General features: G+C 70.3%; 18 protein-coding genes. 10 read left to right on the top strand and 8 right to left on the bottom strand.

The window, feature by feature from the left end:
• Positions 1-70 precede the first annotated feature (70 nt).
• The 4 genes from EPO51_RS22040 to mnmH form a co-directional block, all read right to left on the bottom strand.
• Positions 71-3,310: an efflux RND transporter permease subunit gene (locus tag EPO51_RS22040; RefSeq protein ID WP_293354741.1), complete on the bottom strand. Its 3,240-nt coding sequence runs from the start codon at positions 3,308-3,310 to the stop codon at positions 71-73.
• Positions 3,310-4,566, bottom strand: a complete 1,257-nt coding sequence (locus EPO51_RS22035) for an efflux RND transporter periplasmic adaptor subunit (RefSeq protein WP_293354675.1) — start codon at positions 4,564-4,566, stop codon at positions 3,310-3,312. Before EPO51_RS22035 ends, EPO51_RS22040 begins: the two co-directional genes overlap by 1 nt.
• 195 nt (positions 4,567-4,761) lie before the next feature.
• The gene (locus EPO51_RS22030) at positions 4,762-5,532 is read right to left on the bottom strand and encodes a class II aldolase/adducin family protein (protein WP_293354671.1); all 771 of its coding nucleotides are present in this window, start codon (positions 5,530-5,532) and stop codon (positions 4,762-4,764) included.
• Positions 5,533-5,543: 11 nt separating this feature from the next.
• A complete protein-coding gene (mnmH, locus tag EPO51_RS22025) occupies positions 5,544-6,647 on the bottom strand; it encodes a tRNA 2-selenouridine(34) synthase MnmH (RefSeq protein WP_293354668.1) in 1,104 nt (367 codons plus the stop codon).
• A gap of 38 nt (positions 6,648-6,685) precedes the next feature.
• Here mnmH and selD point away from each other — a divergent pair, with 38 nt between their 5' ends.
• Positions 6,686-7,726, top strand: coding sequence for a selenide, water dikinase SelD (selD, locus tag EPO51_RS22020; protein ID WP_293354665.1), 1,041 nt, complete (start codon positions 6,686-6,688; stop codon positions 7,724-7,726).
• A gap of 284 nt (positions 7,727-8,010) precedes the next feature.
• On the top strand, positions 8,011-8,475 hold the full coding sequence (locus tag EPO51_RS22015; RefSeq protein WP_293354662.1) for a hypothetical protein: 465 nt from the start codon (positions 8,011-8,013) through the stop codon (positions 8,473-8,475).
• Between the two features lie 56 nt (positions 8,476-8,531).
• Here the strand turns inward: EPO51_RS22015 and glpK are convergent, their stop codons facing one another.
• Positions 8,532-10,028, bottom strand: a complete 1,497-nt coding sequence (glpK, locus tag EPO51_RS22010) for a glycerol kinase GlpK (protein WP_293354659.1) — start codon at positions 10,026-10,028, stop codon at positions 8,532-8,534.
• A gap of 120 nt (positions 10,029-10,148) precedes the next feature.
• Between glpK and EPO51_RS22005 the strand changes: the two genes are divergently transcribed.
• The 3 genes from EPO51_RS22005 to EPO51_RS21995 all read left to right on the top strand — a co-directional run bounded on the left by EPO51_RS22005 (position 10,149) and on the right by EPO51_RS21995 (position 12,645).
• Positions 10,149-11,261 carry a DUF2336 domain-containing protein gene (locus tag EPO51_RS22005; protein WP_293354656.1) on the top strand — a complete coding sequence of 371 codons (1,113 nt, stop codon included), beginning with the start codon at positions 10,149-10,151 and terminating at the stop codon, positions 11,259-11,261.
• A gap of 50 nt (positions 11,262-11,311) precedes the next feature.
• The gene (locus EPO51_RS22000; protein ID WP_293354653.1) at positions 11,312-12,088 is read left to right on the top strand and encodes an NAD kinase; all 777 of its coding nucleotides are present in this window, start codon (positions 11,312-11,314) and stop codon (positions 12,086-12,088) included.
• A gap of 95 nt (positions 12,089-12,183) precedes the next feature.
• Entirely contained in the window at positions 12,184-12,645 is a 462-nt protein-coding gene (locus EPO51_RS21995; RefSeq protein WP_465246621.1) for an Hpt domain-containing protein, read from the top strand.
• 5 nt (positions 12,646-12,650) lie between these two features.
• Here EPO51_RS21995 and EPO51_RS21990 read toward each other — a convergent pair whose 3' ends face one another.
• Together EPO51_RS21990 and spbR are read right to left on the bottom strand one after the other, a co-directional pair.
• Positions 12,651-13,454 (bottom strand): NUDIX hydrolase, encoded by an 804-nt coding sequence (locus EPO51_RS21990; RefSeq protein ID WP_293354647.1) that lies wholly within the window; start codon positions 13,452-13,454, stop codon positions 12,651-12,653.
• Between the two features lie 56 nt (positions 13,455-13,510).
• Positions 13,511-14,662, bottom strand: coding sequence for a SpbR family protein (gene spbR / locus EPO51_RS21985; protein ID WP_293354644.1), 1,152 nt, complete (start codon positions 14,660-14,662; stop codon positions 13,511-13,513).
• Positions 14,663-14,834: 172 nt separating this feature from the next.
• Between spbR and EPO51_RS21980 the strand changes: the two genes are divergently transcribed.
• The 4 genes from EPO51_RS21980 to EPO51_RS21965 all read left to right on the top strand — a co-directional run bounded on the left by EPO51_RS21980 (position 14,835) and on the right by EPO51_RS21965 (position 19,691).
• A complete protein-coding gene (locus EPO51_RS21980) occupies positions 14,835-16,607 on the top strand; it encodes an ATP-binding protein (RefSeq protein ID WP_293354641.1) in 1,773 nt (590 codons plus the stop codon).
• Between the two features lie 52 nt (positions 16,608-16,659).
• Entirely contained in the window at positions 16,660-17,856 is a 1,197-nt protein-coding gene (locus EPO51_RS21975) for a CaiB/BaiF CoA transferase family protein (protein WP_293354638.1), read from the top strand.
• 114 nt (positions 17,857-17,970) lie between these two features.
• Positions 17,971-19,308 (top strand): sensor histidine kinase, encoded by a 1,338-nt coding sequence (locus tag EPO51_RS21970; RefSeq protein WP_293354635.1) that lies wholly within the window; start codon positions 17,971-17,973, stop codon positions 19,306-19,308.
• The gene (locus EPO51_RS21965; RefSeq protein ID WP_293354632.1) at positions 19,305-19,691 is read left to right on the top strand and encodes a response regulator; all 387 of its coding nucleotides are present in this window, start codon (positions 19,305-19,307) and stop codon (positions 19,689-19,691) included. The genes EPO51_RS21970 and EPO51_RS21965 overlap by 4 nt, the downstream gene beginning before the upstream one ends.
• 24 nt (positions 19,692-19,715) lie before the next feature.
• On the opposite strand, the gene EPO51_RS21960 is transcribed toward EPO51_RS21965, so the two are convergent.
• Complete coding sequence (locus EPO51_RS21960; protein WP_293354629.1) at positions 19,716-20,564, bottom strand: transglycosylase SLT domain-containing protein; 849 nt, start codon at positions 20,562-20,564, stop codon at positions 19,716-19,718.
• Between the two features lie 117 nt (positions 20,565-20,681).
• Here EPO51_RS21960 and EPO51_RS21955 point away from each other — a divergent pair, with 117 nt between their 5' ends.
• On the top strand, positions 20,682-21,365 hold the full coding sequence (locus EPO51_RS21955; protein ID WP_293354626.1) for a TonB family protein: 684 nt from the start codon (positions 20,682-20,684) through the stop codon (positions 21,363-21,365).
• Positions 21,366-21,370 lie beyond the last annotated feature (5 nt).

The following is a 21,370-nucleotide window of genomic DNA, read 5'->3' as shown; positions in this document are numbered from 1 at the left end:
TTACAGGATCCCTGGCGCCGGCCGGACGGCGGGCGCCGGATTTCCCTGGGGCTCTACGGGATCCCCGGCGCTATTCGGCTGCGTTCGCGACGCGGGCCTTCTCGGCTTCCTCGAAGGCCTCGATGCGGCGGGCGGTGGCCATGGGAGACTTCGTGAAGCGCGCCAGCATGTTGTAGAACACCGGCACCACGAACAATGTCACCAGGGTGGCGAAGATCGCCCCGAAGAAAATGGTGACGCCGATGGTCTTGCGCGCCTCGCCGCCCGCGCCGCCCCAGACGATCAGCGGGATCGCGCCCGCCGCCGCCGAGATCGAGGTCATGATGATCGGGCGCAGGCGCAGGCTGGCGCTCTCGATCACCGCCTCGCGGATCGAGAGGCCCTCGTCGCGCAGCTGGTTGGCGAACTCCACGATCAGGATGCCGTTCTTGGCGGCGATGCCGATGAGGATGATCAGGCCGATCTGGCTGTAGGTGTTGATCGAGGAATCCACGAGCAGGAGGCCGAACAGCCCGCCGACCGCCGCCACCGGTACGGTCAGCATGATGACGGCCGGGTGGATCCAGCTCTCGAACTGGGCCGCGAGCACCAGGAACACCAGGAGCAGCGCCATGCCGAAGGCCAGCCCGACCGAGCCCGACGCCTCGAGATAGTCCCGCGCGCCGCCGCCCCATTTCACGGTCACCGCGCCCGGCTGCTTGGCCGCCTCGGCCCGGAAGAACGCGATGGCCTCGCCCATGGAATAGCCCGGGTTGAGCTGCACAGAGAGGCTGATGGAGCGCAACCGGTCGACCCGCGGACGGTCGGGCGTGTCGCCCCGTACCTGGGTTGTCACCACCGAGGATAGCGGTATCGCCTCGCCGGAGCCGGCGCGGACGTAGAGCTTGTTCAGGTCCTGCTCGGTCTGCCGGCGCTCGCGATCGGTCTGAAGGAGCACGTCGTACTCCTGGCCGTTCTTGATGTAGGTCGTCACCCGCCGCGAGCCGAACTGGGTCTCCAGCGCGCGGCCGATGGTCTGGGCCGAGACGTTGAGGGCGGCCGCCTTCTCGCGGTCGATGTTGACGATCACCCGTGGGCTGGTCGGCTCGTAGTCCAGGCGCGGACGCGCCAGCCCGGGATTGTTGTTCGCGGCCGACAGGATCGGCTGAATCCAGCGCGAGATCTCCGGATAGTCGGTGCCGGTGGCGATCATCTGCATGCTGGTGCCGCCGCCGCCCCCGCCGCTGCCGGGGCCGCCACGCTGCAGCCCGCCTTCGGGCGAGACGATGGCGCGCACCGAAGTCACGGAGGCCAGTTCGCGGTTCAGCGTCGCCGCCAGTTCCGGGGCGGTGATCTTGGTCTTGTCCGACAGGATGGCGTTGCCGCCGCCCGAGTTGAACGAGTTGTTGCCGAACCTGGGCATCGAGAAGACGTAGCGCTCGAGCGTGCCATCGTTCAGGTGCTTGGTGAGGATCTTCTCCACCTGCCGGCTGGCGGCGAGGGTGTAGTCGAAGCCCGCGCCCTCGGGACCAGAGAACGACACCTGCGCCCGGCGACGATCCTCCTCCGGAGTCAGTTCGCGCGGCAGGACGCTGAAGATGCCGAAGGCGACCACGGCCAGGACCACGACCAGGCCGGAGGCGCCGAACGACACCGCGCGGCGGCCCAGCATCCCTTCGAGGGAGGCGTGGTACGAGGTCTTGAGCTTGTGCATGCCCGCGTCGATGTGGCGGGCCAGCCAGCCTTCGCCGTGCGCCGGCCGCAGCAGCTTGGACGCCAGCATCGGCGACAGGGACAGCGCCAGGATGGCCGAGAAGCCCACGGCTGCGGCCACCGAGACCGCCAGCTCCACGAACAGCCGGCCGATGAAGCCCGGCAGGAACATCAGCGGCGCGAACACCGAGATCAGCACGATGGTGGTCGCGACCACGGCGAAGAACACCTGCCGCGCCCCGCGCTGGGCGGCGACGATCGGCGGCTCGCCATCGTCGATGCGTCGCTGGATGTTCTCGACCACGACGATGGCGTCGTCGACGACCAGGCCGATGGCCAGCACCAGGGCCAGCAGGGTCAGCAGGTTGATCGAGAAGCCCAGCGGGGCCAGCACGATGAAGGTCGACAGGATGCAGATCGGCGCCACGACCGTCGGGATGATCGCCGCGCGCCAGGTGCCCAGGAACAGGAAGTTCACCAGGGCCACGCACCCCAGCGAGATCGCCATGGTGACCCAGACTTCCTCGATCGCGTGGCGGGTGAACTCGGTGTAGTCCACCGAGACGCCGAGCTGAGTGCCCTTCGGCAGGGTCGCGTTGATCTCCTTGATGGCCGCGCGGACGCCGTCCGAGATCTCCAGGTCGTTGGCCTGGCTCTGACGGGTGATGGCGATACCCACCATGTCCTTGCCGTTCGACCGGAACAGCCGCCGGCGCTCGTCAGGCCCCTCTTCCACCCGGGCGATGTCGCCGAGGCGGGTGATGTAGCCCTGGGCCGCCGAGGCGCCGACCACGTCGCGCATCGCGCCTTGGGCCGCTCCCGCGGTGGCCGACGCGCCGCCAAGGGCCGCGGAGTTCTGGGTCGCGGTGGCCGTGCGCGAGGCCACGATCGGCATGCGCGAGAACTGCTCGGGCGTCGCGTAGCCGCGGGCGACGCGGATGGTGAAGTCCTTCGCCGGAGCCTCCAGCGAACCGGCCGGAAGCTCGGCGTTCTGGCTGGTGAGGGCCGCCTCGACGTCCTCTACGGTGATCCCACGCGCCGCCATGGCGTCGGGGTTCAGCCAGATCCGCATCGAATAGAACTGGGCCCCGCCGACGCCCACGGTGGCGACCCCCGGCACGGTCGAGAGCCGTTCCACCAGGTAGCGCTGGGCGTAGTCCGACAGCTGCAGCCGGTTCAACGTCTGCGAGGTGAAGTTCAGGAACAGGATCGGCGAGGAGTCGGCGTTCGCCTTCTGGATCTGCGGCGGATCGGCCTGCTCCGGCAACTGCGCCGTCACTCGGCTGACCGCATCGCGCACGTCGTTGGCGGCGGCGTCCAGGTCGCGATCCAGCTTGAACGAGATGTTGATGCGCGAGGAGCCGTCGCGCGAGGAGGACTGGACCCGGTCGATGCCTTCGATCCCCGCCACCTGGCGTTCGATCAGCTCGGTGATCCGTTCCTCGATCACCTCGGCCGAGGCGCCGCGGTAGGTGGTGGAGATGCCGACCACGGGCGGATCGACGCTGGGCAGTTCGCGCACCGTCAGCGCGCTGAACGATGCGATGCCCACCACGCACAGGATGATCGCCGCGACGGCGGCGAAGACCGGGCGACGGACCGAGATGTCGGAAAGCATCATGCCGCGGGTCGCGAACCGGCGGGCCGCGCTCCTGACGTGGGTTGGGGATTGGCGGTCTTGAGCTCTGGCGCGCCGGCCTGGGCGGGCCGCGCGCCGGGGCCGGCGATGCGCACCGGCTGGCCGGGCTGGATCTTGTTCAGGCCGTCGGCGACGATCCGGTCGCCCAGTTTCACGCCGTCGGTGATCTCCACGAAACCCTTCTGCCGCAGGCCGGTGACGATGGGCCGCTGCTCGACCATGGTCCCGCCCGGTTGTCCCGCACCCGCCGGCCGGGTGTGCAGGAGGAAGACGAAGGCGCCGTCGCCCTGGACCGAGATCGCCGATTCCGGCGCGCTGGGATTGGTGCGCTGGCCGCGGGAGACGCCGACCCGCACCAGCATGCCGGGCTTCAGCTTGCCGGAGCCGTTCGGGAATTCGGCCCGGGCGGTGATGGCGCGGGTGCGCTCATCCACGCGGGTGTCCAGTTGGGCGATGCGCCCGGCGATGGTTTCACCAGGATAGGCGTCCGCCGTGGCCAGCAGCGTCTGGCCCTCGCGGAGCTGTCCCAGGTAGCGCTCCGGCACCTGGAAATCGACGCGCATGACCGAGACGTCGTCCAGGGTCACGATCGGCGCGCCGGGGTTGACCAGCGCGCCAGGCGCGACGTCCGAGAGGCCCACAACGCCCGCGAAGGGGGCGCGGATGGTGCGGTCACCCTGGCGGGCCTTGGCGGCCGCCACGTCGGCCTGGGCCGAGCGCCAGGCGGCCTCGTACTGTTCGACCTGCGCCTTGGAAGTCCAACCCTGCTCGCCCAGGGTCTTGTAGCGGTCGTAGGCGCGCCGGGCCTCGACCAGCCGAGCTTCGGCCTGGGCCGTGCCCGCGTTCTGTTCGGTGTCCTTCAGCTCCACCAGGACCGCGCCGCGCGCCACGCGCTGGCCGTCCTTGAACCGGACGCGGTCCACCAGCTGGGTCGTCGCCGCGGTCAGGGTGACCGACTGACGGCCCTTGGCCACGCCCAGCACCTCGATCGTGTCTTCGAAGACGCGCGGCTGCACCGTCGCCATGGAGACCAGCGTCGGGCCGCCGAACGCGCCGCCACGACGGGCCCCGCCCATGCCCTGGCCTCCCCCGGCGCCGCCCCCCTGGGTCATGGTGGCCTGGCCGCCCGGGCCGGCGCCGACCGACCTCTTGGTCAGCACCTTGAAGCCGCCGGCCACGACCATGACGACCAGGACCACAAGGGCCGCAACGAGGAAGAAGTGGCGTCGGATCAAACTACGGGTCCCCATCACCCGCGCGAACGCAGGCGTATTACTAGTAAAGTCGGCAGCGCTCTTAGGATGGCTCCATATACGCGGTCCAGTGACAGCAGGATGGCTGTGCGTTGCGGCGCTGAAACTTCTCCCAGACACTGAAACGGGCGCCCGTAACGGGGCGCCCGTTTGCACAAGCCGTAGTCGTTGCGTCAGCTAGGCGTCGTAGCCGGGCGACTCGCGGTCCAGCTTGCGCAGGCAGGCAGGCCACGGCAGCGCCCCGCCGATGCCGCGGGAAACCTGGGACCTCACCTCGGCCTGCGACGCTTCCGGGGCGATCAGGATGTTCTCCCGGCCGCCCGCCAGCGCCATGACCTGCATCGTGCAGGCCCGCTCAAGGTAGTACATGCCGATCCAGCAGTTGGCGGCGGTGTCCCCCACCGACAGCGTCCCGTGATTGCGCAGCAACATCAGCGTCTTGTCGCCGATGTCGGCGACCAGCCGCTCCCGCTCGTCGTGGTTCAGGGCGATGCCCTCGTAGTCGTGGTAGGCCAGCCGCGGCAGCACGATCAGCGCGTGCTGGGAGATCGGCAACAGCCCCTCCTTCTGGGCCGCCACCGCGACGCCCTGGTCGGAGTGCAGGTGCATCACGTACTTGGCGTCCTCGCGCGCGGCGTGGATCGCCGAGTGGATCGTGAAACCCGCCGGATTGATGAAGTAGGGGGTCTCCTGGAGGATGTTCCCGTCCAGGTCGATCTTCACCAGCGACGAGGCGGTGATCTCCTCGAACAGCAATCCGTAGGGATTGATCAGGAAATGGTGTTCGGGCCCGGGGATCCGCGCCGAGATGTGGGTGTAGATCAGATCGTCCCACCCGTGCATCGCCACCAGCCGGTAGAGCGCGGCCAGATCCACCCGCGCCTGCCACTCCTCTGCGCTCACCTTGCCCTTGAGCGAGGTCACGCCGGCGACCGAACCGTCAGCCATGCCGCTTCTCCCTATGATCGTTGTTCACTCTCAAGAGTCGCGCCGCGCGATGCGGGCGTCAAGCGCGCCAGCAACCGGACGATCTCGGCGGCCGCGTCGGCCTGGCTGGCCCCCTCGGTCGGAACCACCGGCACGGCGGCCAGCCGCGGCCGGGCGTGCTTGCGCCGCGACCGGTCGTAGGCGGGATCGTAGTGCAGGCCCATGATAGCCTCGGCGAGCTCGGCGAACGCGCCGGCGTCGGCCATGGCGCGCCATTTGGCCAGCCGATCGGCGCTGGGCCGCACCGGGAGGCGCACGAACGCCGCGTCAAGCGCCCTCCGGTCGGCGATCAGGTCGCCGTAGGTCGCCACCAGGTAGCGCGCGCGATCGGGCCGCGGAGCTTCCAGCTCGATCCGTGGCGCCTGGGCCAGGCGGCTCCAGAGCGCCGGGGGGACCATCCGGTCGCCGATCTTGCTGGATTCCGCCTCGGCCACGACCGGCCGGCCGGGCTCGAACCCGTCCAGGGCGGCCAGCAGTCGGCTCTCGAACAGCTTCTGGCTGGGCTGCGCGCGGCCCGCCAGGGCGCCGAACAGCGATCCGCGGTGCGCGGCCAGGGCCTCCAGGTCCAGGGTCTGCAGGCCCAGGCCCGCCAGCCGCCCCAGCACCTCGGTCTTGCCCGAGCCGGTCTGGCCGTCCAGCAGTACGAAATCCAGCGGCAGCTCGCTGTCGTACAGCCGCTCGACCACCAGGCGGCGGTAGGTCCGATAGCCGCCGGCGAGCACGGTGGTGCGCCAGCCCACCTGCGACAGGATCGTCGCCATGGCGTTCGACCGCATGCCGCCGCGCCAGCAATAGACCAGCGGCCGGAACCCGCCCGGCCGGTCGGCCAGGGCCGTTTCGAGGTGGTGGGCGACATTTCGCGCGACGTGGGCCGCGCCCAGGCGGCGCGCCGTGAACCGCGACTGCTGGACGTAGACCGTGCCCACCTGCGCGCGCTCGGCGTCCGACAGCACGGGCAGGTTCACCGCGCCCGGCAGGTGGTCCTCGGCGAACTCGCCGGGACTGCGCACGTCGATGACCATGTCGAACTGCGACAAGGCGCCGGCCGACGCATCCTCTGTGAACTCCAGGGCCATGGCGGTGCTATAGCCCGGTTCGCGCCGTTGGAGGGCCCATGCCGGACACCATTCGCCTGACCTCTCTCGCCCACGGCGGCGGCTGCGGCTGCAAGCTCGCCCCGGCCGTCCTCCAGGACATTATCGCCCGGATGCCCGCCGCCGCCACGTTCTCGAACCTGATGGTCGGGACCGAGACCTCGGACGACGCCGCAGTCTGGCGGCTCAACGACCAGCAGGCCCTGGTGGCGACCACCGACTTCTTCATGCCGGTGGTGGACGACCCCTTCGATTTCGGGCGGATCGCGGCGACCAACGCCCTGTCCGACGTCTACGCCATGGGGGCGACGCCCATCCTGGCGCTGGCCATCGTCGGCATGCCGGTCGGCAAGCTCAGCCCCGACACGATCGGCAAGATCCTCTCAGGCGGAGCCTCCGTCTGCGCGGCGGCCGGCATCCCCGTCGCCGGCGGGCACTCCATCGACAGCGTCGAGCCGATCTACGGGCTGGTGGCGCTGGGACTGGTCCACCCCGACCGGGTGCTGACCAATCGCGGCGGACGCGCCGGCGACGTGCTGATCCTGACCAAGGCGCTGGGGGTCGGCGTGCTCAGCGCGGCCTTCAAGCAGGAGCGGCTCGACCCTGCTGGCTACGATGCGCTCATCGCCAGCACGACGCAGCTCAACGTCCTGGGCCAGACGCTGTCGGACGTCGCCGGCGTCCACGCCGTGACCGACGTCACCGGCTTCGGGCTGATCGGCCACGCCCTGGAAATGGCCCGCGGCGCCGGCCTGACCGCCGAGCTCGCCGCCGACGCCCCCGCCCGGCTCCCGGGCGTCGAGCAACTGCTCCAGGCCGGCGTCCGCACCGGCGCCTCCGGCCGCAACTGGGAGAGCTACGGCGACGCCGTCGAAGACCCCGGGATTCCAGCCTGGCGCCGCGACCTGCTGACCGACCCCCAGACCAGCGGCGGCCTCCTGATCGCGGTCGCCCCGGAGGAGGCCGACGCTCTGCTCGCCCTGGCAAAGGCCCGAGGCTTCGAGGGCGCCGCCATCGTGGGGCGGCTCATCGCCGGGGCGCCGGGCGTGCGGCTGGTTTAGATCGACCTCTTCTCAGTAGACCGGATGCGCCGACGGACAGTTCCCGGGCCAGCGCTCGGCGACACATAGTTTCGCCTGCTTGGATACACGCCGGCAACATGTCGGCCGCACTGCCGACCTAAGTCCCTCCCGCGGGCCAGCCGGGGCCGCGTGGGGGCGCCTCATTGCGACAATCCGCTCTTTCGCGCCGGTCCGCAGCACTCATCGCCGCAGTGCTTCTCCACGCGCTCCTTGCGGCCTTCGTGGTTTCGCGGGTGACGCCACAGGTCCCCGAACCCCACGCCATGCAGGTCACGCTTCTGCAGCTGACGCCACGATCGAAGCCAACGCCCCGCACCGCACCAACGCCTGCGAAAGCGGCCGCCGCAGGCGCCAGAGCTCCTGCCGTCCAGCCCAGGGAGAATGCGGCAAGGGAAACGCCCGCCCTGGATTGGCGGGTCCGTCCCTCCGAAGCTCCGGAGGCCGCCGGGACGCGCGCGTCCTTGCGGGCGAAGCTGGGGTGCCGGACCGCCGACCTTCTCGCGCTGACAAAGGCCGAGCGGGCGGCCTGCGACGAGGCGCTCGCCAAGGGGGCTGAGAACGCGCCGACCTACGCCGTCATCAGTCCCAAGCTCAAGAAGGTGTTCGACAAGACCTTCGAATGCCCGAAGGACGATGCCTGGTGCGAGTATCGCATCGGGAAGGCGCCCTACCCCGGCTTGTTTGCACCTCGGAAGAAGAAGCGGGACCCGTCCTGGGACCAGGACTGAGACGCATGCCACGGCTGCCGGCCCTCCACCGGGGAGTCGGACGCTGGCCGGATCGGCTAGATCGTCCCGACGCGGTTCACGGCGTCCAGCCAGCGGGCGTAGGCGCGCTCGCGAGGATCGGGCGCCATGGCGGGACGATAGGCCTCGGTCCTCGGCCTGGCGCCGGCAGCCTCCTCGACATCGCGATAGACGCCCGCCCCGACACCGGCGAACAGGGCCGCGCCCAGGGCCGTGGTCTCCTGGTAGGTCGCGCGGCAAACCCCTACGCCGGTGAGGTCGGCCAGCCGTTGGCTGAACCAGGGGCTGCGCGACATGCCACCGTCGATCCGCAGCTCGACGTCGCCCTTGAACGCCTGGGGGGCGTCGGCCCGCATGGCCTCGATCAGGTCGCGGGTCTGCAGCGCGCAGGCGTCGAAGGCCGCCCGGGAGATTTCCGCCAGCCCGGCGTCACGCGTCAGGCCGAAGATCGCGCCGCGGGCGTTGGCGTCCCACCACGGCGCGCCCAGGCCCGTGAACGCCGGCACGAGGACGACGCCGAGCTCATCGTTGGCCTCCATGGCCAGGCGCTCGGCCGCCTGGGGTCCGCCGTCGATGCCGAGTCCTTCCCCCAGCCATTGGATCGCGGCGCCGGCGATGAAGATCGCGCCCTCCAGCGCATAGGTCGTCCGCCCCCCGACCCGCGCGGCCACTGTGGTCAGCAGCCGCGCCTCGGAGACCGGCGCCGCCTCGCCCGTGTTGATCAGCATGAAGCAGCCGGTGCCGTAGGTGGCCTTCATCTCGCCCGGGCGGATGCAGCCCTGCCCCATAAGGGCCGCCTGCTGGTCGCCGGCCACACCGCGGATCGGGATCGCCCGGCCCAGGATCGCCGCATCCGTCTCGCCGAAGTCGCCGGCGCAGTCGCGCACGTCGGGCAATAGTCCCAGCGGAACCTGCAGCATGTCGCCCATCTCCGGCGACCATTCGCCGGCGCGGATGTCGTAGAGCAGCGTGCGCGAAGCGTTGGTGGCGTCGGTGGCGTGGACCTTGCCCCCGGTCAGCTTCCAGATCACCCAGGTGTCGATCGTCCCGGCCAGTAGTTCGCCGGCCGCCGCCGCGGCCCGCGCTCCGGCCACATGGTCCAGCAGCCAAGCCAGCTTGGTTCCTGAGAAATAGGGGTCCAGCAGCAGGCCGGTGATCTCCGTCACCCGCTTTTCCCGCCCCTGGTCGCGCAGCCGGGCGCACTCGGATTCGGTGCGGCGATCCTGCCAGACGATGGCCTTGTGGATGGGGCGGCCCGAGGCCTTCTCCCAGACCACCAGGGTCTCGCGCTGGTTGGTGATCCCGATCGCCGCCACCTCGGCCAGGGCCCGGCCCGCCTTTTCCACGGCGCCCTTCAGGGCGGCCACGGAGGCTTGGAAGATCTCCTCGGCGTCGTGCTCGACCCAGCCGTCCCGCGGGTAATGCTGCTGCAGCGGCGCGCCGGCCTCGGCCAGCGGCTGGCCGTCCGCCGAGAACAGGATGGCGCGCGTAGAGGTTGTACCTTGGTCCAAGGCGAGGATCAGGGGTTGGTCCATAAGTCCTTAATTCCTCCCGGCCGGGCTTAACCCTTAAGCATGTCTTCACCCGGCAAGCCCAGAGTCAGCTATAGCCGCGTTCGTACTGTAGAAATGGGAGATCCGGCGTTGAGTCTCGCGATGAGCAGCGAAAGCCTGCTCGATCTCGCCAAGAGCCGCCAGCCGGCGGACCGTGAACGCCTGCTCCTGGCGATCGCGGATCTTTGCGATTCTCCCTACGCCGGCGAAGCCATGAAGGGTCCGGCGATCCAGGCCCTGCTTTCCTCGATCTTCATGAGCCTCGTGGTCGAGGCCGAGCGCGACATCCGCCATCGCCTGTCCGAGAAGCTGGCCGCCGCCGACTGGGCGCCGAACGCCCTCGTCAATGTGCTGGCGCTCGACGACATCGAGATCGCCCGCCCGATCATCTCGCAAAGCCCGGTGCTCAAGGAGCTGGACCTGATCCGGCTGCTGGTCGAGGCCACCATCGAGCATCAGATCGAGGTGGCGCGCCGGCCCCGGCTCACGCACGCGGTGGTGTCCGCGATCCTGGAACAGGGCGAGCCCGCGGTGCTCACGGCCCTCGCCGGCAACCCCACCGCGGAGCTGACGCTCAGCGACATGGACGAGTTGGTCGAGGCCTCGCGCCAGATCGCCGCCCTGCGCACCCCGCTGTCCCAGCACCCCAAGCTGACCGGCCAGCTCGCCAAGCGCCTGTACCTCTGGGTGGGCCTCGCCCTCCGCCAGGGCCTGGCCGACCGGTTCCGCCTCGACGTCACCGTGCTGGACGAGGCGCTCGCCGCCTCCATGAACGAGGCCCAGAACGGCGTCTCCACCGAGGCCCAGCCGCGCACCGCGCGCGAGGGCGAGCGCGAGGTGATGGAGCAGCGGCTGATCGACAAGCTGCACTCCGCCGGCCAGCTGCGGCCGGGTTATCTGATCCGCGCCCTGCGGGAGGGCCGTCTCGGCCTCTTCGCCACCTCGCTCGCCATGCTGGGCCGCTTCGATTCGAACCACGTCCAGGCGACCCTCGATTCGGACCGGCCGGAACTGCTGGCGCTCGCCTGCGCCGCGGTCGGCATCGACCGCAGCGTCTTCCCCGACATCCTGGAGATGACGCGCAAGCTCAACGAGGGCCGGCCGGGCGGCGGCGCCGAAGGCGCGCGCAAGGCGTCGGTAGCCTTCGCCCCGGTGACCGCCGAGGTGGCGGGCGCGGCCTTCCGCCAGGCCGCCCGGGCGCTGTCGCACATCTGACTCGAACCGCCGTTTGACACGGCGCGGAGCTTCAGCGTTTCTGGCGGCCGATGAAAAAGTCGTTCGTCACCCGCCTCACCTTCGTCGCCAGCAACCGGCCGGAAGCCCAGGAGGCACGGGAGAAACTCGTCGCGCGCTATGGCGACGCCGGACTCGACGAGGCCCAGGTTATCGTCGCCCTGGGCGGCGACGGCTTCATGCTGGAAACGGTCCACGAACTGATGGACGCGGGCAAGCCGATCTACGGCATGAACCGCGGTTCGGTCGGCTTCCTGATGAACGACCACCACGACGAGGACCTGCTGGGCCGGATCAACGCCGCCGAACAGGCCGAGATTCATCCCCTGCGGATGCAGGCCGTGGACGTCGACGGCAAGACCCACGAGGCCCTGGCCTTCAACGAGGTCAGCCTGCTGCGCACCACCCGCCAGGCGGCGAAGCTGCGCATCTCGGTCGATGGCAAGGTGCGGCTGTCGGAGATGATCTGCGACGGCGCCCTCATTTCCACGCCCATGGGCTCGACCGCCTACAACCTGTCGGCGCACGGGCCGATCATCCCCCTGGACGCGAAGATCCTGGCCCTGACCCCGATCAGCGCCTTCCGCCCCCGCCGCTGGCGCGGCGCCCTGCTGTCGCACACTGCTCGGCTGCGCCTCGAGGTGCTGGAGGCGCCGAAGCGGCCGGTCAGCGCCGTGGCCGACAACTTCGAGGCTCCCAACGTGGTGGAAGTCTACATCGCCGAGGACCGCGACGTGTCGCTGGTCATGCTGTTCGACGCCGGCCGCAGCCTGGAAGAGCGTGTTCTGGCGGAACAATTCTCGGTCTGACCCGCGCGGGCCAATACCCGTTGTTAACGGGTTCACCTTACTTTCGACGGGCGATCGTTCGGGAGTGTCACGTGAGCGAACCCAAGTCCGGCCAGATGATCCAGGCCCCCAGCGCCCTTCGTCTGAAGGTGGGCGGCGGCCGTCTCGGCGCCATCGATCCGGCGGCCATCGCCAAGGCTGAAGCGGCCTTGAAGAGCCTCTCGGGCAACTTCACCCAGTGGCTGAACGACGAGATCACCAAGCTCGACGGCGCCCGCCAGACCGTCCGCGCCGAAGGCGCCACCGTCGAGAACATGGAAAGCCTCTACCTGCGCGCCCACGACCTGAAGGGTCTCGGCGCCACCTACGGCTTCCCGCTGATCACCCGCATCGCCGGCCTGCTCTGCCGCCTGATCGACGACAAGTCCAAGCGCCTGCAGGCGCCTGTGGGCCTGATCGAGGCGCATATCGACGCCATCAAGGCGGCCGCGCGGGACGAGATCAAGACCGAGGACCATCCGATCGGCAAGATCCTGGTCCAGGAGCTCGAAGGCCGGATCAAGGAATTCGGCGCCTAGGGTCCCTAGACCTTCATCGCCAGAGCGGCGCGGTCCATCGGCTCGGCCACCGCGCCGTAGCCGGCGTCCGGCGGCAGGACCAGATACCGTCCGTCCGCACGCGTCTCCATCTTCGGCAACACGGTGACCAGCGTGCGCGCCCGCGCGCGCGCCACGCAGTCCCCGGCGCTCGACGCCTCGGCCAGAAGCTGCACGTTCATCCGCGTCGGGAAGATCACCGTCCGCTCGCCGGCGTCGGCCAGCCGCAGGATCTCGGCCGGCGCGATCCATTCGGCGTCCACCGCCTCGCGCCCGTCGGCCGCCGCCACCTGGTCGGCCGGTGCACGGACCGCGTAGAACCAGGTGTCGAAGCGTTTCGGCATCATGGTCGGCGTGATCCAGCGCGCGAAGACCGCCAGCGCGTCCAGGCGCAGCCGCACGCCCAGCTCGCGCACCACGTCGATGAACGCCCGCTCGCCCCGGTCCACCGCCGAGCGCACGTCCGGGTCGCACACCTCGGCGAAGTCGGACCCGTCCAGCCCCTCGGCCAGGAGGATGCCGGCCTCCTCGTAGGCCTCGCGGATCGCGCCGATGCGGAGGGTTCTCTGTTCCTCGTCGAACTGGTCCCAGCCCATGGTGTAGCCGGCCCAGGCCGGGTCCTGGTCGCCCGCATGGGTCTTGCCGCCCGGGAACACCAGGGCGCCCGATGCGAAGTCGATCTGGTGATGGCGCTTGACCATCAGGACTTCGAATTCCGGTTCGTCCCGCAGGAGCAGGATCGTCGCGGCCGGCTTCGTCTCGGCCGGCTCCGTCTTCGGCGTTTCGCTCATCGCGTCAGCTTGGGCCGCGGCTCCGGCGCAGGCAAGACTGACCCGAGGGAAGCGGATCAGCCGATCATCACCGCTTCGCGTTCGGCCTCGCGCGGGGCCCCGGCCGTCCGGTCCATGCGGGCGAGCAGATAGTCCACGTCTTCCCGCGAGGCCTGTTCCGGCTGGGTCATGAACCGCTGCAGCATGCGCTCCTGGAACCGTTCCTGGTCCTTGGCGCCGCCATCGAATTCCATGGAATGGAAGGTATCCACCGCCGCACGGAACGCCGGGAACAGCCGCGCGGGCAGGCCGGCCCGCTCGTAGATCGCGCGCAGGCCCAGCGGCCCCGCGTCATGGATCATCAGCCAGGTGCGGTGATGCGGCACCCCCGCCAGCTCGGCCACGCCCCACTCGAAGAAGGTCATGTGCCCGTTCGCCAGCGCCCGAAGCAGCAACGAGGCGGTGAGGCGCCTTTCGGCGTTGAGGTGCGTGACCAGGCCGCGCACGTCCGCGGTCCGGCCCGCCTGGTCGACGATGTCGACGGTCGCCCGCTCGGCCGCGCCGGTGACGACCTCCAGGGCGGTCTCGGCCGTGACCGCATGGTGGGTGACCAGATGGTCCCGGACCTTGTCGGTGACCAGGCTTATCAGCCGCTCCGTGATCGCCAGCGGCAGGACGTTGCGGTATGCCACCGCCGCCAGCACGCGCTCGGAAACCTCGAACCGGTCGATGACGCGACTCAGGCTGCTCTCGGCGAAATCCGCGCCCGGATTGGCGCAGGCCGCCGCCACGGCGCGCTCCCCCCCATGCTCGGCCAGGCTGTCGGTGACGGTGCGGCTCAGTTCGGGCCGCTTGGCGATGGCCACCTGGCGCACGGGCCCGCCCAGGCGGACGATCTCGGCCAGGTCGGCGTCCGTGAAGGCCGGCGAGAAGCTGAGCAGCGGCAGGCAGACGCCCTCGACGTCGCGCGCAAGCTGCACCGCGACATCGCGCGGCACGACGGGCGAGGACCTCAAGGTCTCGGCGATGGCCTTGCGCACCAGTTCGGCCGCATCGGCCGCCATGACGCGCAGGATGTCGGCGGCCAGCGCCCGATCCTCGTCGCTGAGCGGCGCACGATCCATGTTCTGGCAAAGCTTGCGGGCCGCGAGCGCGCGCTCGTCCGGCGTCGCGCCTTTCACCAGCGTACGGATATCCTCATCCGTCAGCGCTGATCGCGTCGTCGCCATCCCCGTCTCTCATCCCCCATCCGAAGCAGCTTCGGAGTCCCGCGATTCGACATTTGCGCCGCGAAGCTTAACGGGAGGTTGCCGACCGAATCTGTGGATTAAGGATCTCGCGTAACGGCGCGCCAACGGCTGGCTTCCTATCGTGCTCCCTCGCATGCGAAGGGACCCGTCTGTGGCCGCCACCAAGTCGCCCGACCCGGGCCTCGGCCTCACCGCCGACGCGCAGGGGATGAGCGTTCAGACCGCCCTGCTTCCCTATGCATTGCTGGCGTTTGGCGTCTGCCTGCCGATCTTCGTCTGGGTCGCCAGCCATGCGGCGAACGTGGCCTGGATGAGCCTCAGCTTCGCGGCCTTCGCGGTGGGTTGGGGCGTGTTCTATGCGGCCGTGAACTGGCTGAAGACCCCGGCTGCGACCGATCTACGCAGGCGTGCGCAGGTGCATGTCATCTCGGGCCTCGTCTGGGCGCTGGCGATCGCCCAGTTGGCCCTGTTCGCCCACTTCGCCGGCCCCGTGCGCGAAACCCTGCTGTTGCTCACCCTGGGCGCGGCCATGATCTGCGTGGTCTTCGCCACCCCATGGCTGCCCAGCCTGCTGATTGTGGCGCCCGTGGCCATCGCCGGCCCCCTGGTCGCACTCTTCGTCGGAGGCGGGAACCCGGCGATGGCCCGCCTGGCCTTGGCCGCCGCGGCGCTGGGATTGGCGCTGGCCCTTCTGGTCAACCGCATCCTGCGCAGCCAGTTCGCCCTGGCCGCCGAGCGCGAGGTGCTGATCGCCGAGCGCGTCGAGCAGGCGGAGGCGGCCCGCCGGCTGGCCCGCTCCAAGTCCGACCTGGTCTCGACCCTGTCCGACGAGATCCGCAACGGCCTGACCGGCGTCGCCCATGTGCTGGCCTCGGCTGTCGGGCGGGGCCGCGCCGCGCCCTCGCGCCAGCAGATCTCCGCCGCCCTCGACGCCGTGAACGACCTGCTGGCAGTGCTTGAGACCACCGTGGACGCCGAAAGCGCGGAGGCCGGCCGCCTGACCGTGGAGCCGCAGCCGGTGGACCTCACCGCCGTCGCCCGCGACCTCATCCTGCTGCATCGGCCGGCCGCCGCCGCCAAGGGGCTGGAACTGGCGGTCCATGTCGACGCCGCCCTCGCCGATGGCGGGGGCGCCGCCATCGCCGATCCCGCTCGGGTCCGCCAGGTCCTGGCCGCCCTGATCGGCAACGCCGTGAAGTTCACCGTCCGGGGCCGGGTCGAAGTCCGCCTTTCGCTGCCGGCGCGGGATCGCATCGCGGCCGCGGTGGCCGACACGGGGCCCGGCCTCACGGACCCGGAGCTGGCGTCGGCCCTGCGCCCGTTCGAGCGTGTCGCCCGCACCAGCGCGGGGGCGGGCGGCGCCGGCCTGGGCCTGCCGCTGGCGACCCAGCTCGCCCGGCTGATGGGCGGAGACCTGCGCGCCGAGAGCGCCCCGGGCGTCGGGAGCTGTTTCACCCTGGAGCTGCCCTTCGACCCCGCCGTACGGATGGGGGCCGCCGAGCCGCCGCCCCCACCTGCCCTCGAGCGCGCCGGCCGGCGCCTGCGCATCCTCACCGTGGAGACCGACACCCTGGCCGCCGCCATGCTGCGGGCCAGTCTGGAGCAACTGGGCCACCAGGTGGTCCATGCCGCCGACGGGAGCCGCGCCGTCGATCTCGCCCGTATCTGCGACCTGGACCTCGTGGTCGCCGACGGGGCGGACACCATCGCGGCGCTGCGCGGGCTGACGGGCGCCGCGGCCCGGACCCCGGTCGTGGCCCTCACCACCGGCGACGCCGGCGAGTGCCAGGCCGCGCTTGCCGCGGGCGCCGACGCCCTGCTGCGCCGGCCCGTGGCCGTGACCGCCGCGGCGCGGGCCATCGCCGAGGCCCTGTCCACGGGCCTGCCGGCCAAGGCGCCGGCGAACGATCGTTCGGCGGCATAGGCGCCGCCCGGTCACCTCCGCTACGGTGCGCCCCCAAAAAGGGAGTGTCCGCGTGCTGCTCGAAGGTCTGAAGGTTGTCGATTTCTCCGCCTATATCGCCGGGCCCGGCGCCTGCGGGATCCTCGCCGACTGGGGGGCGTCGGTCATCAAGGTCGAGCGCCCCGGCGGCGACAACATGCGCCACGTCTTCCAGGATCTCGCCAACGACCTGGGCGCCAACCCGACCTTCGAGCTCGACAACCGCGGCAAGCGCGGCGTGGTCCTTGACATCGCCAAGCCGGCGGGCCGCGACGCCCTGGCCAGGCTGGCCGCCGGCGCCGACGTCTTCCTGACCAACGTGCGGCCCGTCTCGCTGAAGAAGTATGGCCTGGACGACGCGACCCTGCGCAAGGCCAATCCCCGGCTCGTCTATGCGGTGATCACCGGCTACGGCCTGGAAGGGCCCGACGCGCACCTGCCCGGCTTCGACGTGACCGCCTTCTGGGCCCGCGCCGGCGTGGGCTACATGACCGCGCCGAAGGGGGCCGAGCCGTTCCTGCGCACCTCCGGGGTGGGAGACCACGCCACATCCCTGGCCACCGTCTCGGCGATTCTGGCGGCGCTGTACGAGCGGAACAGCACGGGCGAGGGACGCCTGGTGCAGACCTCGTTGCTGGCGTCGGGCGTCTATCTGACGGGCTCCGACCTGGCGGTGCAGCTCAAGTTCGGCCGGGTCGCGTCGGTGCGGCCCCGCGCCAACCCCATCAACGCGCTGGCCAACTACTATCGCAGCGTGGAGGGTCGCTGGTTCGTACATAATCCGCGCGGCTCCGGCGGCGGCTGGGAGAAATTCTGCGCGGCCGCCGGCCGCGCCGACCTGATCACCGACGAGCGTTTCGCCACCGGCAAGGCCCGCCGCCTGAACGCCGCCCTGCTTGCCGCCGAACTGGATGCGGGTTTCGCCGCCCTTCCGTTCGAAGAGATCGCACGTCGCCTGGATGCCGCCGACCTCGCCTGGGCGCCCATGCAGCTTCCCGCCGAGGTGGCCGCCGATCCACAGGTGGCCGCCGCCGGCGCCTTCGTCGAGGTGGAAGACGGCCAGGGCGGGACCTACCGCTCGCCGGCCGCTCCGGCCCGATTCCCCGGCGCCGACCTCGATCGTCGCCCAGCCGCGCCGAAACTGGGCGAGCACACCCGCCAGGTCCTGGCCGAGGTCGGCTACGGTGAAGCGGAAATCGAGGCGATGTTCGCGGACGGCGCGGCGGCCTGATCGCGGTATTGACCGGGATCAATGCCTGAACGCCCCCGCCAGCCGAACTAAGTCATGCTTCCGGTTCGGCGCCTCGCCTCCTTCCTCATGCAAGCAGGTCTCTTGGGCGGCAGGTTGAACCCCCGCACGAACGCGCTTGTCGGCGTCGCGGCGAGCCTAGCGGCGGTCCTCGTCGCGCTCCTGCTGCGCCAGGCGATATCGCCGTGGCTGATCGGCGCCCAGTTCATCACCTTCTTTCCCGCAGTGATCCTGGTGACCCTGCTCTTCGGGACAGCCCCTGGCCTCGTCGCCGTCGCTGCTGCGGCGGCGGCCTCCACTCTCATACCGGTCCCGGCGCAATCCGCGGCGCAGGCGACATCCGCGACGTTGATGTTCATCTTCGTCGCGCTGCTGGACGTGGCGATCATCTCGACCCTGCTGGTCACGAACTCCGCGCTGAAGAGGTCGCTCGCCCGCATCGGCGAGCTCAACGACCATCTCCGCGCCGGCGAAGCGCGTTTCCGCGACCTGCTGGAGACCGCCCCGGACGCCATGGTCATCGCGGACCGGGACGAGCAGATCGTCCTCGTCAACACCGAGGCCGAGCGGATGTTCGGCTACGCCCGGGCAGACCTGATCGGCCAACCGATCACGAAGCTCATGCCCGACGAGTTTCGAAGTGGCCACCAGGGACGGATCGCCGCCTTCCTGGCCGCGCCGCGGCTGCGGCGCATGGGCTACGGCCGCAACCTGTTCGGCCTGCGCAAGGACGGTTCGCAGTTCCCCATCGAAACGAACCTCAACCTCCTGCCGGGCAGCGACGGCGGGCTGATATCCAGCGTGATCCGCGACGTCACCGTCCGCCGCGAGGGCGAGGAACGCCAGGCGCTCCTGATCAGGGAACTGAACCACCGGGTTAAGAACACCTTGGCCAGCGTCCAGGCGATCGTTCACCAGACGCTCAGGACGGCCAGGGACCCGGAGGCCTTCACCGAGGCGCTGACCGCGCGGCTCGCCGCCCTGTCGCAGAGCCACGACGTCCTCACCCGCAACGACTGGGGCGGAGCCCTGGTCCGCGACGTCGCCTTGGAGCAACTCAGCCCCTACGGCCGGGGGGTCGAAGGTCGGTTTCGGCTGACGGGGCCGGACGTGATGCTGAGCCCCAACCGGGCGGTGACCCTGGGCATGGTGATGGGCGAGCTCGCGACGAACGCGGCGAAGTATGGCGCGCTGTCCGACGGCGGCACGGTCGAGGTCGATTGGGCTCTGCACGAGATCGACGGCGCGAAATGGTTGCGCCTGGTCTGGACCGAACGCGGCGGGCCGCCCGTCCAGGCGCCGAACACCCGCGGGTTCGGCACCCGGCTGATCGAGCGCAGCGTGCAGGGCCTGAGCGGCGTTGCGCGGCTGGCGTTCCATCCCGGCGGCGTGTCCTGCGAGATCGATTTCCCGCTGCTGACGAGTGAGACGTGACGAAGACGCCAAAGACATTGGCCGGCCTGCGGATCCTGGTCGTCGAGGACGAGCCGCTGGTCTCCATGCTCGTGGAGGAGCTGTTGCTGGAAGCCGGATGCGCCGTCGTCGGTCCGGCGGCGACCGTCGCCCAGGGGCTCGCACTGGTCGATGAGAGCCTGGACGGCGCGGTGCTCGACGTGAACCTGGGATCGGAGACGGCCTATCCTGTCGCGGACGCCCTTGCCAAGGTTGGCGTGCCCTTCGCCTTCGTCACCGGCTATGGGCGACATGGCCTCGACGGAGCCTACGGCGCGCGGCCTACGATCTCGAAGCCGTTCAAGCCCAACAGCTTCGGTCGGGAGATCGCGGCCGCTCTTTTTCCGGCGGATTCCGAAGCGTAGGGCCGCGACCGGCGCCGCCGCGGATCAGCCCTCGCGGCCGTCCGACAGCATCTTCAGCATTTCGCTGGTGAACAGCGAGCCGGTCAGGCGGCTGCCGACGCCGGCCTGGTCGGCGGGCTGCGAACCCCTGAGGATCATCGCCACCAGGGCGTCCTGCTCGCGCTCGCGCACGGTGCGTCGGGTCGAGGCATACTGGATAAAGCCGCCGTCCACCGGGTCGGGCTCCGTGGCCCGGGGTCCCATGGCCGGTTGGCCGCCCCCCGACCTGGTCAGGTTGGCGTAGACCTCGCCCACCGTCTTCGACTGCCCGTCGCGATAGAAGATCGAGCGGTTGGCGCGCGCGGCGTCGGGAAACAGCGAGGCGGCCGACGCGCCGGGCTGGCTCTCGGCGGCCTTGATCAGCTTGGCCGAACCGGCCGGGCCCAGGAAGTGGGCCACGTAGAGTTCGCCCGAGGTCGGCGAGCGCCCCACCCGGCCGGTCAGATAGGCGGCATGGTCGGCAGTCAGCTCGCCGGCCATCAGCGAGGCGGCGTGCGGATCCAGCTTCAGGTCCATCACCGCCCGGCGCGCTTCGCCGCCATCCACGCGGTAGCGGCCGTCCGAGCCCTTGGTGATCAGGTCGGCGTAGCGGGCGTAGCCGTGCTTGGAGCCGTGCTGCTTCAGGGTCGACAGCCAGGTCTGGTCCACGAACTGGAACAAGCCGGCTGCGGAGGATGTGGAGGCCTGGGCGCGCGGGTTGAAGCTGCTTTCGCGGCCCGCGGTCTTCATCAGGAATCCGAAATCCACCCCCGTCGCCTGCGAGGCGCGTTGGATGGCGGCTTCGACGATGCCCCGGATTCCCTGGACGGCCATGCGCCAGTGGTCGTCGATCATGGTTAACACCCGGCTAACCCTGTTGACGAACCTTGCCGCCATAGCTCCACAGCACGGCCATATTACCGCTGTAATCCGATCGCGAACTTACATGCGTAATCCGCCATGGAGCACGCTATGGTCATTCGCCAGCCTACACCCTTCGATTTCGTCGCACCGCGTCGCCGCATGTCGCGCACGACCAGCCTTGTGGTCGCAGGCTCCCTCGGCCTCCATGCACTGGTCGCCGCCTACCTCGCCATGATGCAGTTCGCCCCGCCCGAGGCGGCGCCCGTCGAGGATGCCCCGCCGGTCATCGTCGACATTCTGCCCAAGAAGGTCGAGCCTCCGCCCCCGCCGCCAAAGGTCCCGCAACAGCGCGTCGTCTCGCCGCGGCCCCCCGTGATCACCAGCGTGCCAATTCCGATCGCGCCGACGCCGATCGCCCCGGTCATCGAGCCCGTACCGACACCAGGCCCGGTCGCCGTCGATCCGCCCACGCCCGTGGCGCCGCCGAGCCCCCCGGACATCCGCAATCCCACCTGGCTGAAGAAGCCCGGCGGCGACGAGATGGCGCGCTTCTATCCGGACCGAGCGGTTCGCATGGACGCCGAGGGCCAGGCGATCATCTCCTGCGAGGTGACTGACGCCGGGGCCGTGACCGCCTGCCGGGTAGCGTCGGAAACACCCAGCGACATGGGCTTCGGCGCCGCGGCGCTGAAGCTCGCGAAGTACTTTAGGATGAGTCCGCAGACGGTTGACGGCCGCGCCGTCGGCGGCGCCCAGGTCTCGATCCCGATCACCTTCCGCCTGCCGAAGTAGCCACG

This window comes from Phenylobacterium sp., assembly GCF_004297125.1.
Classification (GTDB): domain Bacteria; phylum Pseudomonadota; class Alphaproteobacteria; order Caulobacterales; family Caulobacteraceae; genus Phenylobacterium.
This window is presented reverse-complemented; position numbering and strand designations above follow the sequence as displayed.

Excerpts from the sequence above, each read along its gene's own strand:
- EPO51_RS22040 (WP_293354741.1), bottom strand. The coding sequence starts at position 3,310 with ATGCTTTCCGACATCTCGGTCCGTCGCCCGGTCTTCGCCGCCGTCGCG.
- EPO51_RS22030 (WP_293354671.1), bottom strand. The coding sequence starts at position 5,532 with ATGGCTGACGGTTCGGTCGCCGGCGTGACCTCGCTCAAGGGCAAGGTG.
- mnmH (WP_293354668.1), bottom strand. The coding sequence starts at position 6,647 with ATGGCCCTGGAGTTCACAGAGGATGCGTCGGCCGGCGCCTTGTCGCAG.
- selD (WP_293354665.1), top strand. The coding sequence starts at position 6,686 with ATGCCGGACACCATTCGCCTGACCTCTCTCGCCCACGGCGGCGGCTGC.
- EPO51_RS22015 (WP_293354662.1), top strand. The coding sequence starts at position 8,011 with ATGCAGGTCACGCTTCTGCAGCTGACGCCACGATCGAAGCCAACGCCC.
- glpK (WP_293354659.1), bottom strand. The coding sequence starts at position 10,028 with ATGGACCAACCCCTGATCCTCGCCTTGGACCAAGGTACAACCTCTACG.
- EPO51_RS22005 (WP_293354656.1), top strand. The coding sequence starts at position 10,149 with ATGAGCAGCGAAAGCCTGCTCGATCTCGCCAAGAGCCGCCAGCCGGCG.
- EPO51_RS22000 (WP_293354653.1), top strand. The coding sequence starts at position 11,312 with ATGAAAAAGTCGTTCGTCACCCGCCTCACCTTCGTCGCCAGCAACCGG.
- EPO51_RS21995 (WP_465246621.1), top strand. The coding sequence starts at position 12,184 with ATGATCCAGGCCCCCAGCGCCCTTCGTCTGAAGGTGGGCGGCGGCCGT.
- EPO51_RS21990 (WP_293354647.1), bottom strand. The coding sequence starts at position 13,454 with ATGAGCGAAACGCCGAAGACGGAGCCGGCCGAGACGAAGCCGGCCGCG.
- spbR (WP_293354644.1), bottom strand. The coding sequence starts at position 14,662 with ATGGCGACGACGCGATCAGCGCTGACGGATGAGGATATCCGTACGCTG.
- EPO51_RS21960 (WP_293354629.1), bottom strand. The coding sequence starts at position 20,564 with ATGATCGACGACCACTGGCGCATGGCCGTCCAGGGAATCCGGGGCATC.
- EPO51_RS21955 (WP_293354626.1), top strand. The coding sequence starts at position 20,682 with ATGGTCATTCGCCAGCCTACACCCTTCGATTTCGTCGCACCGCGTCGC.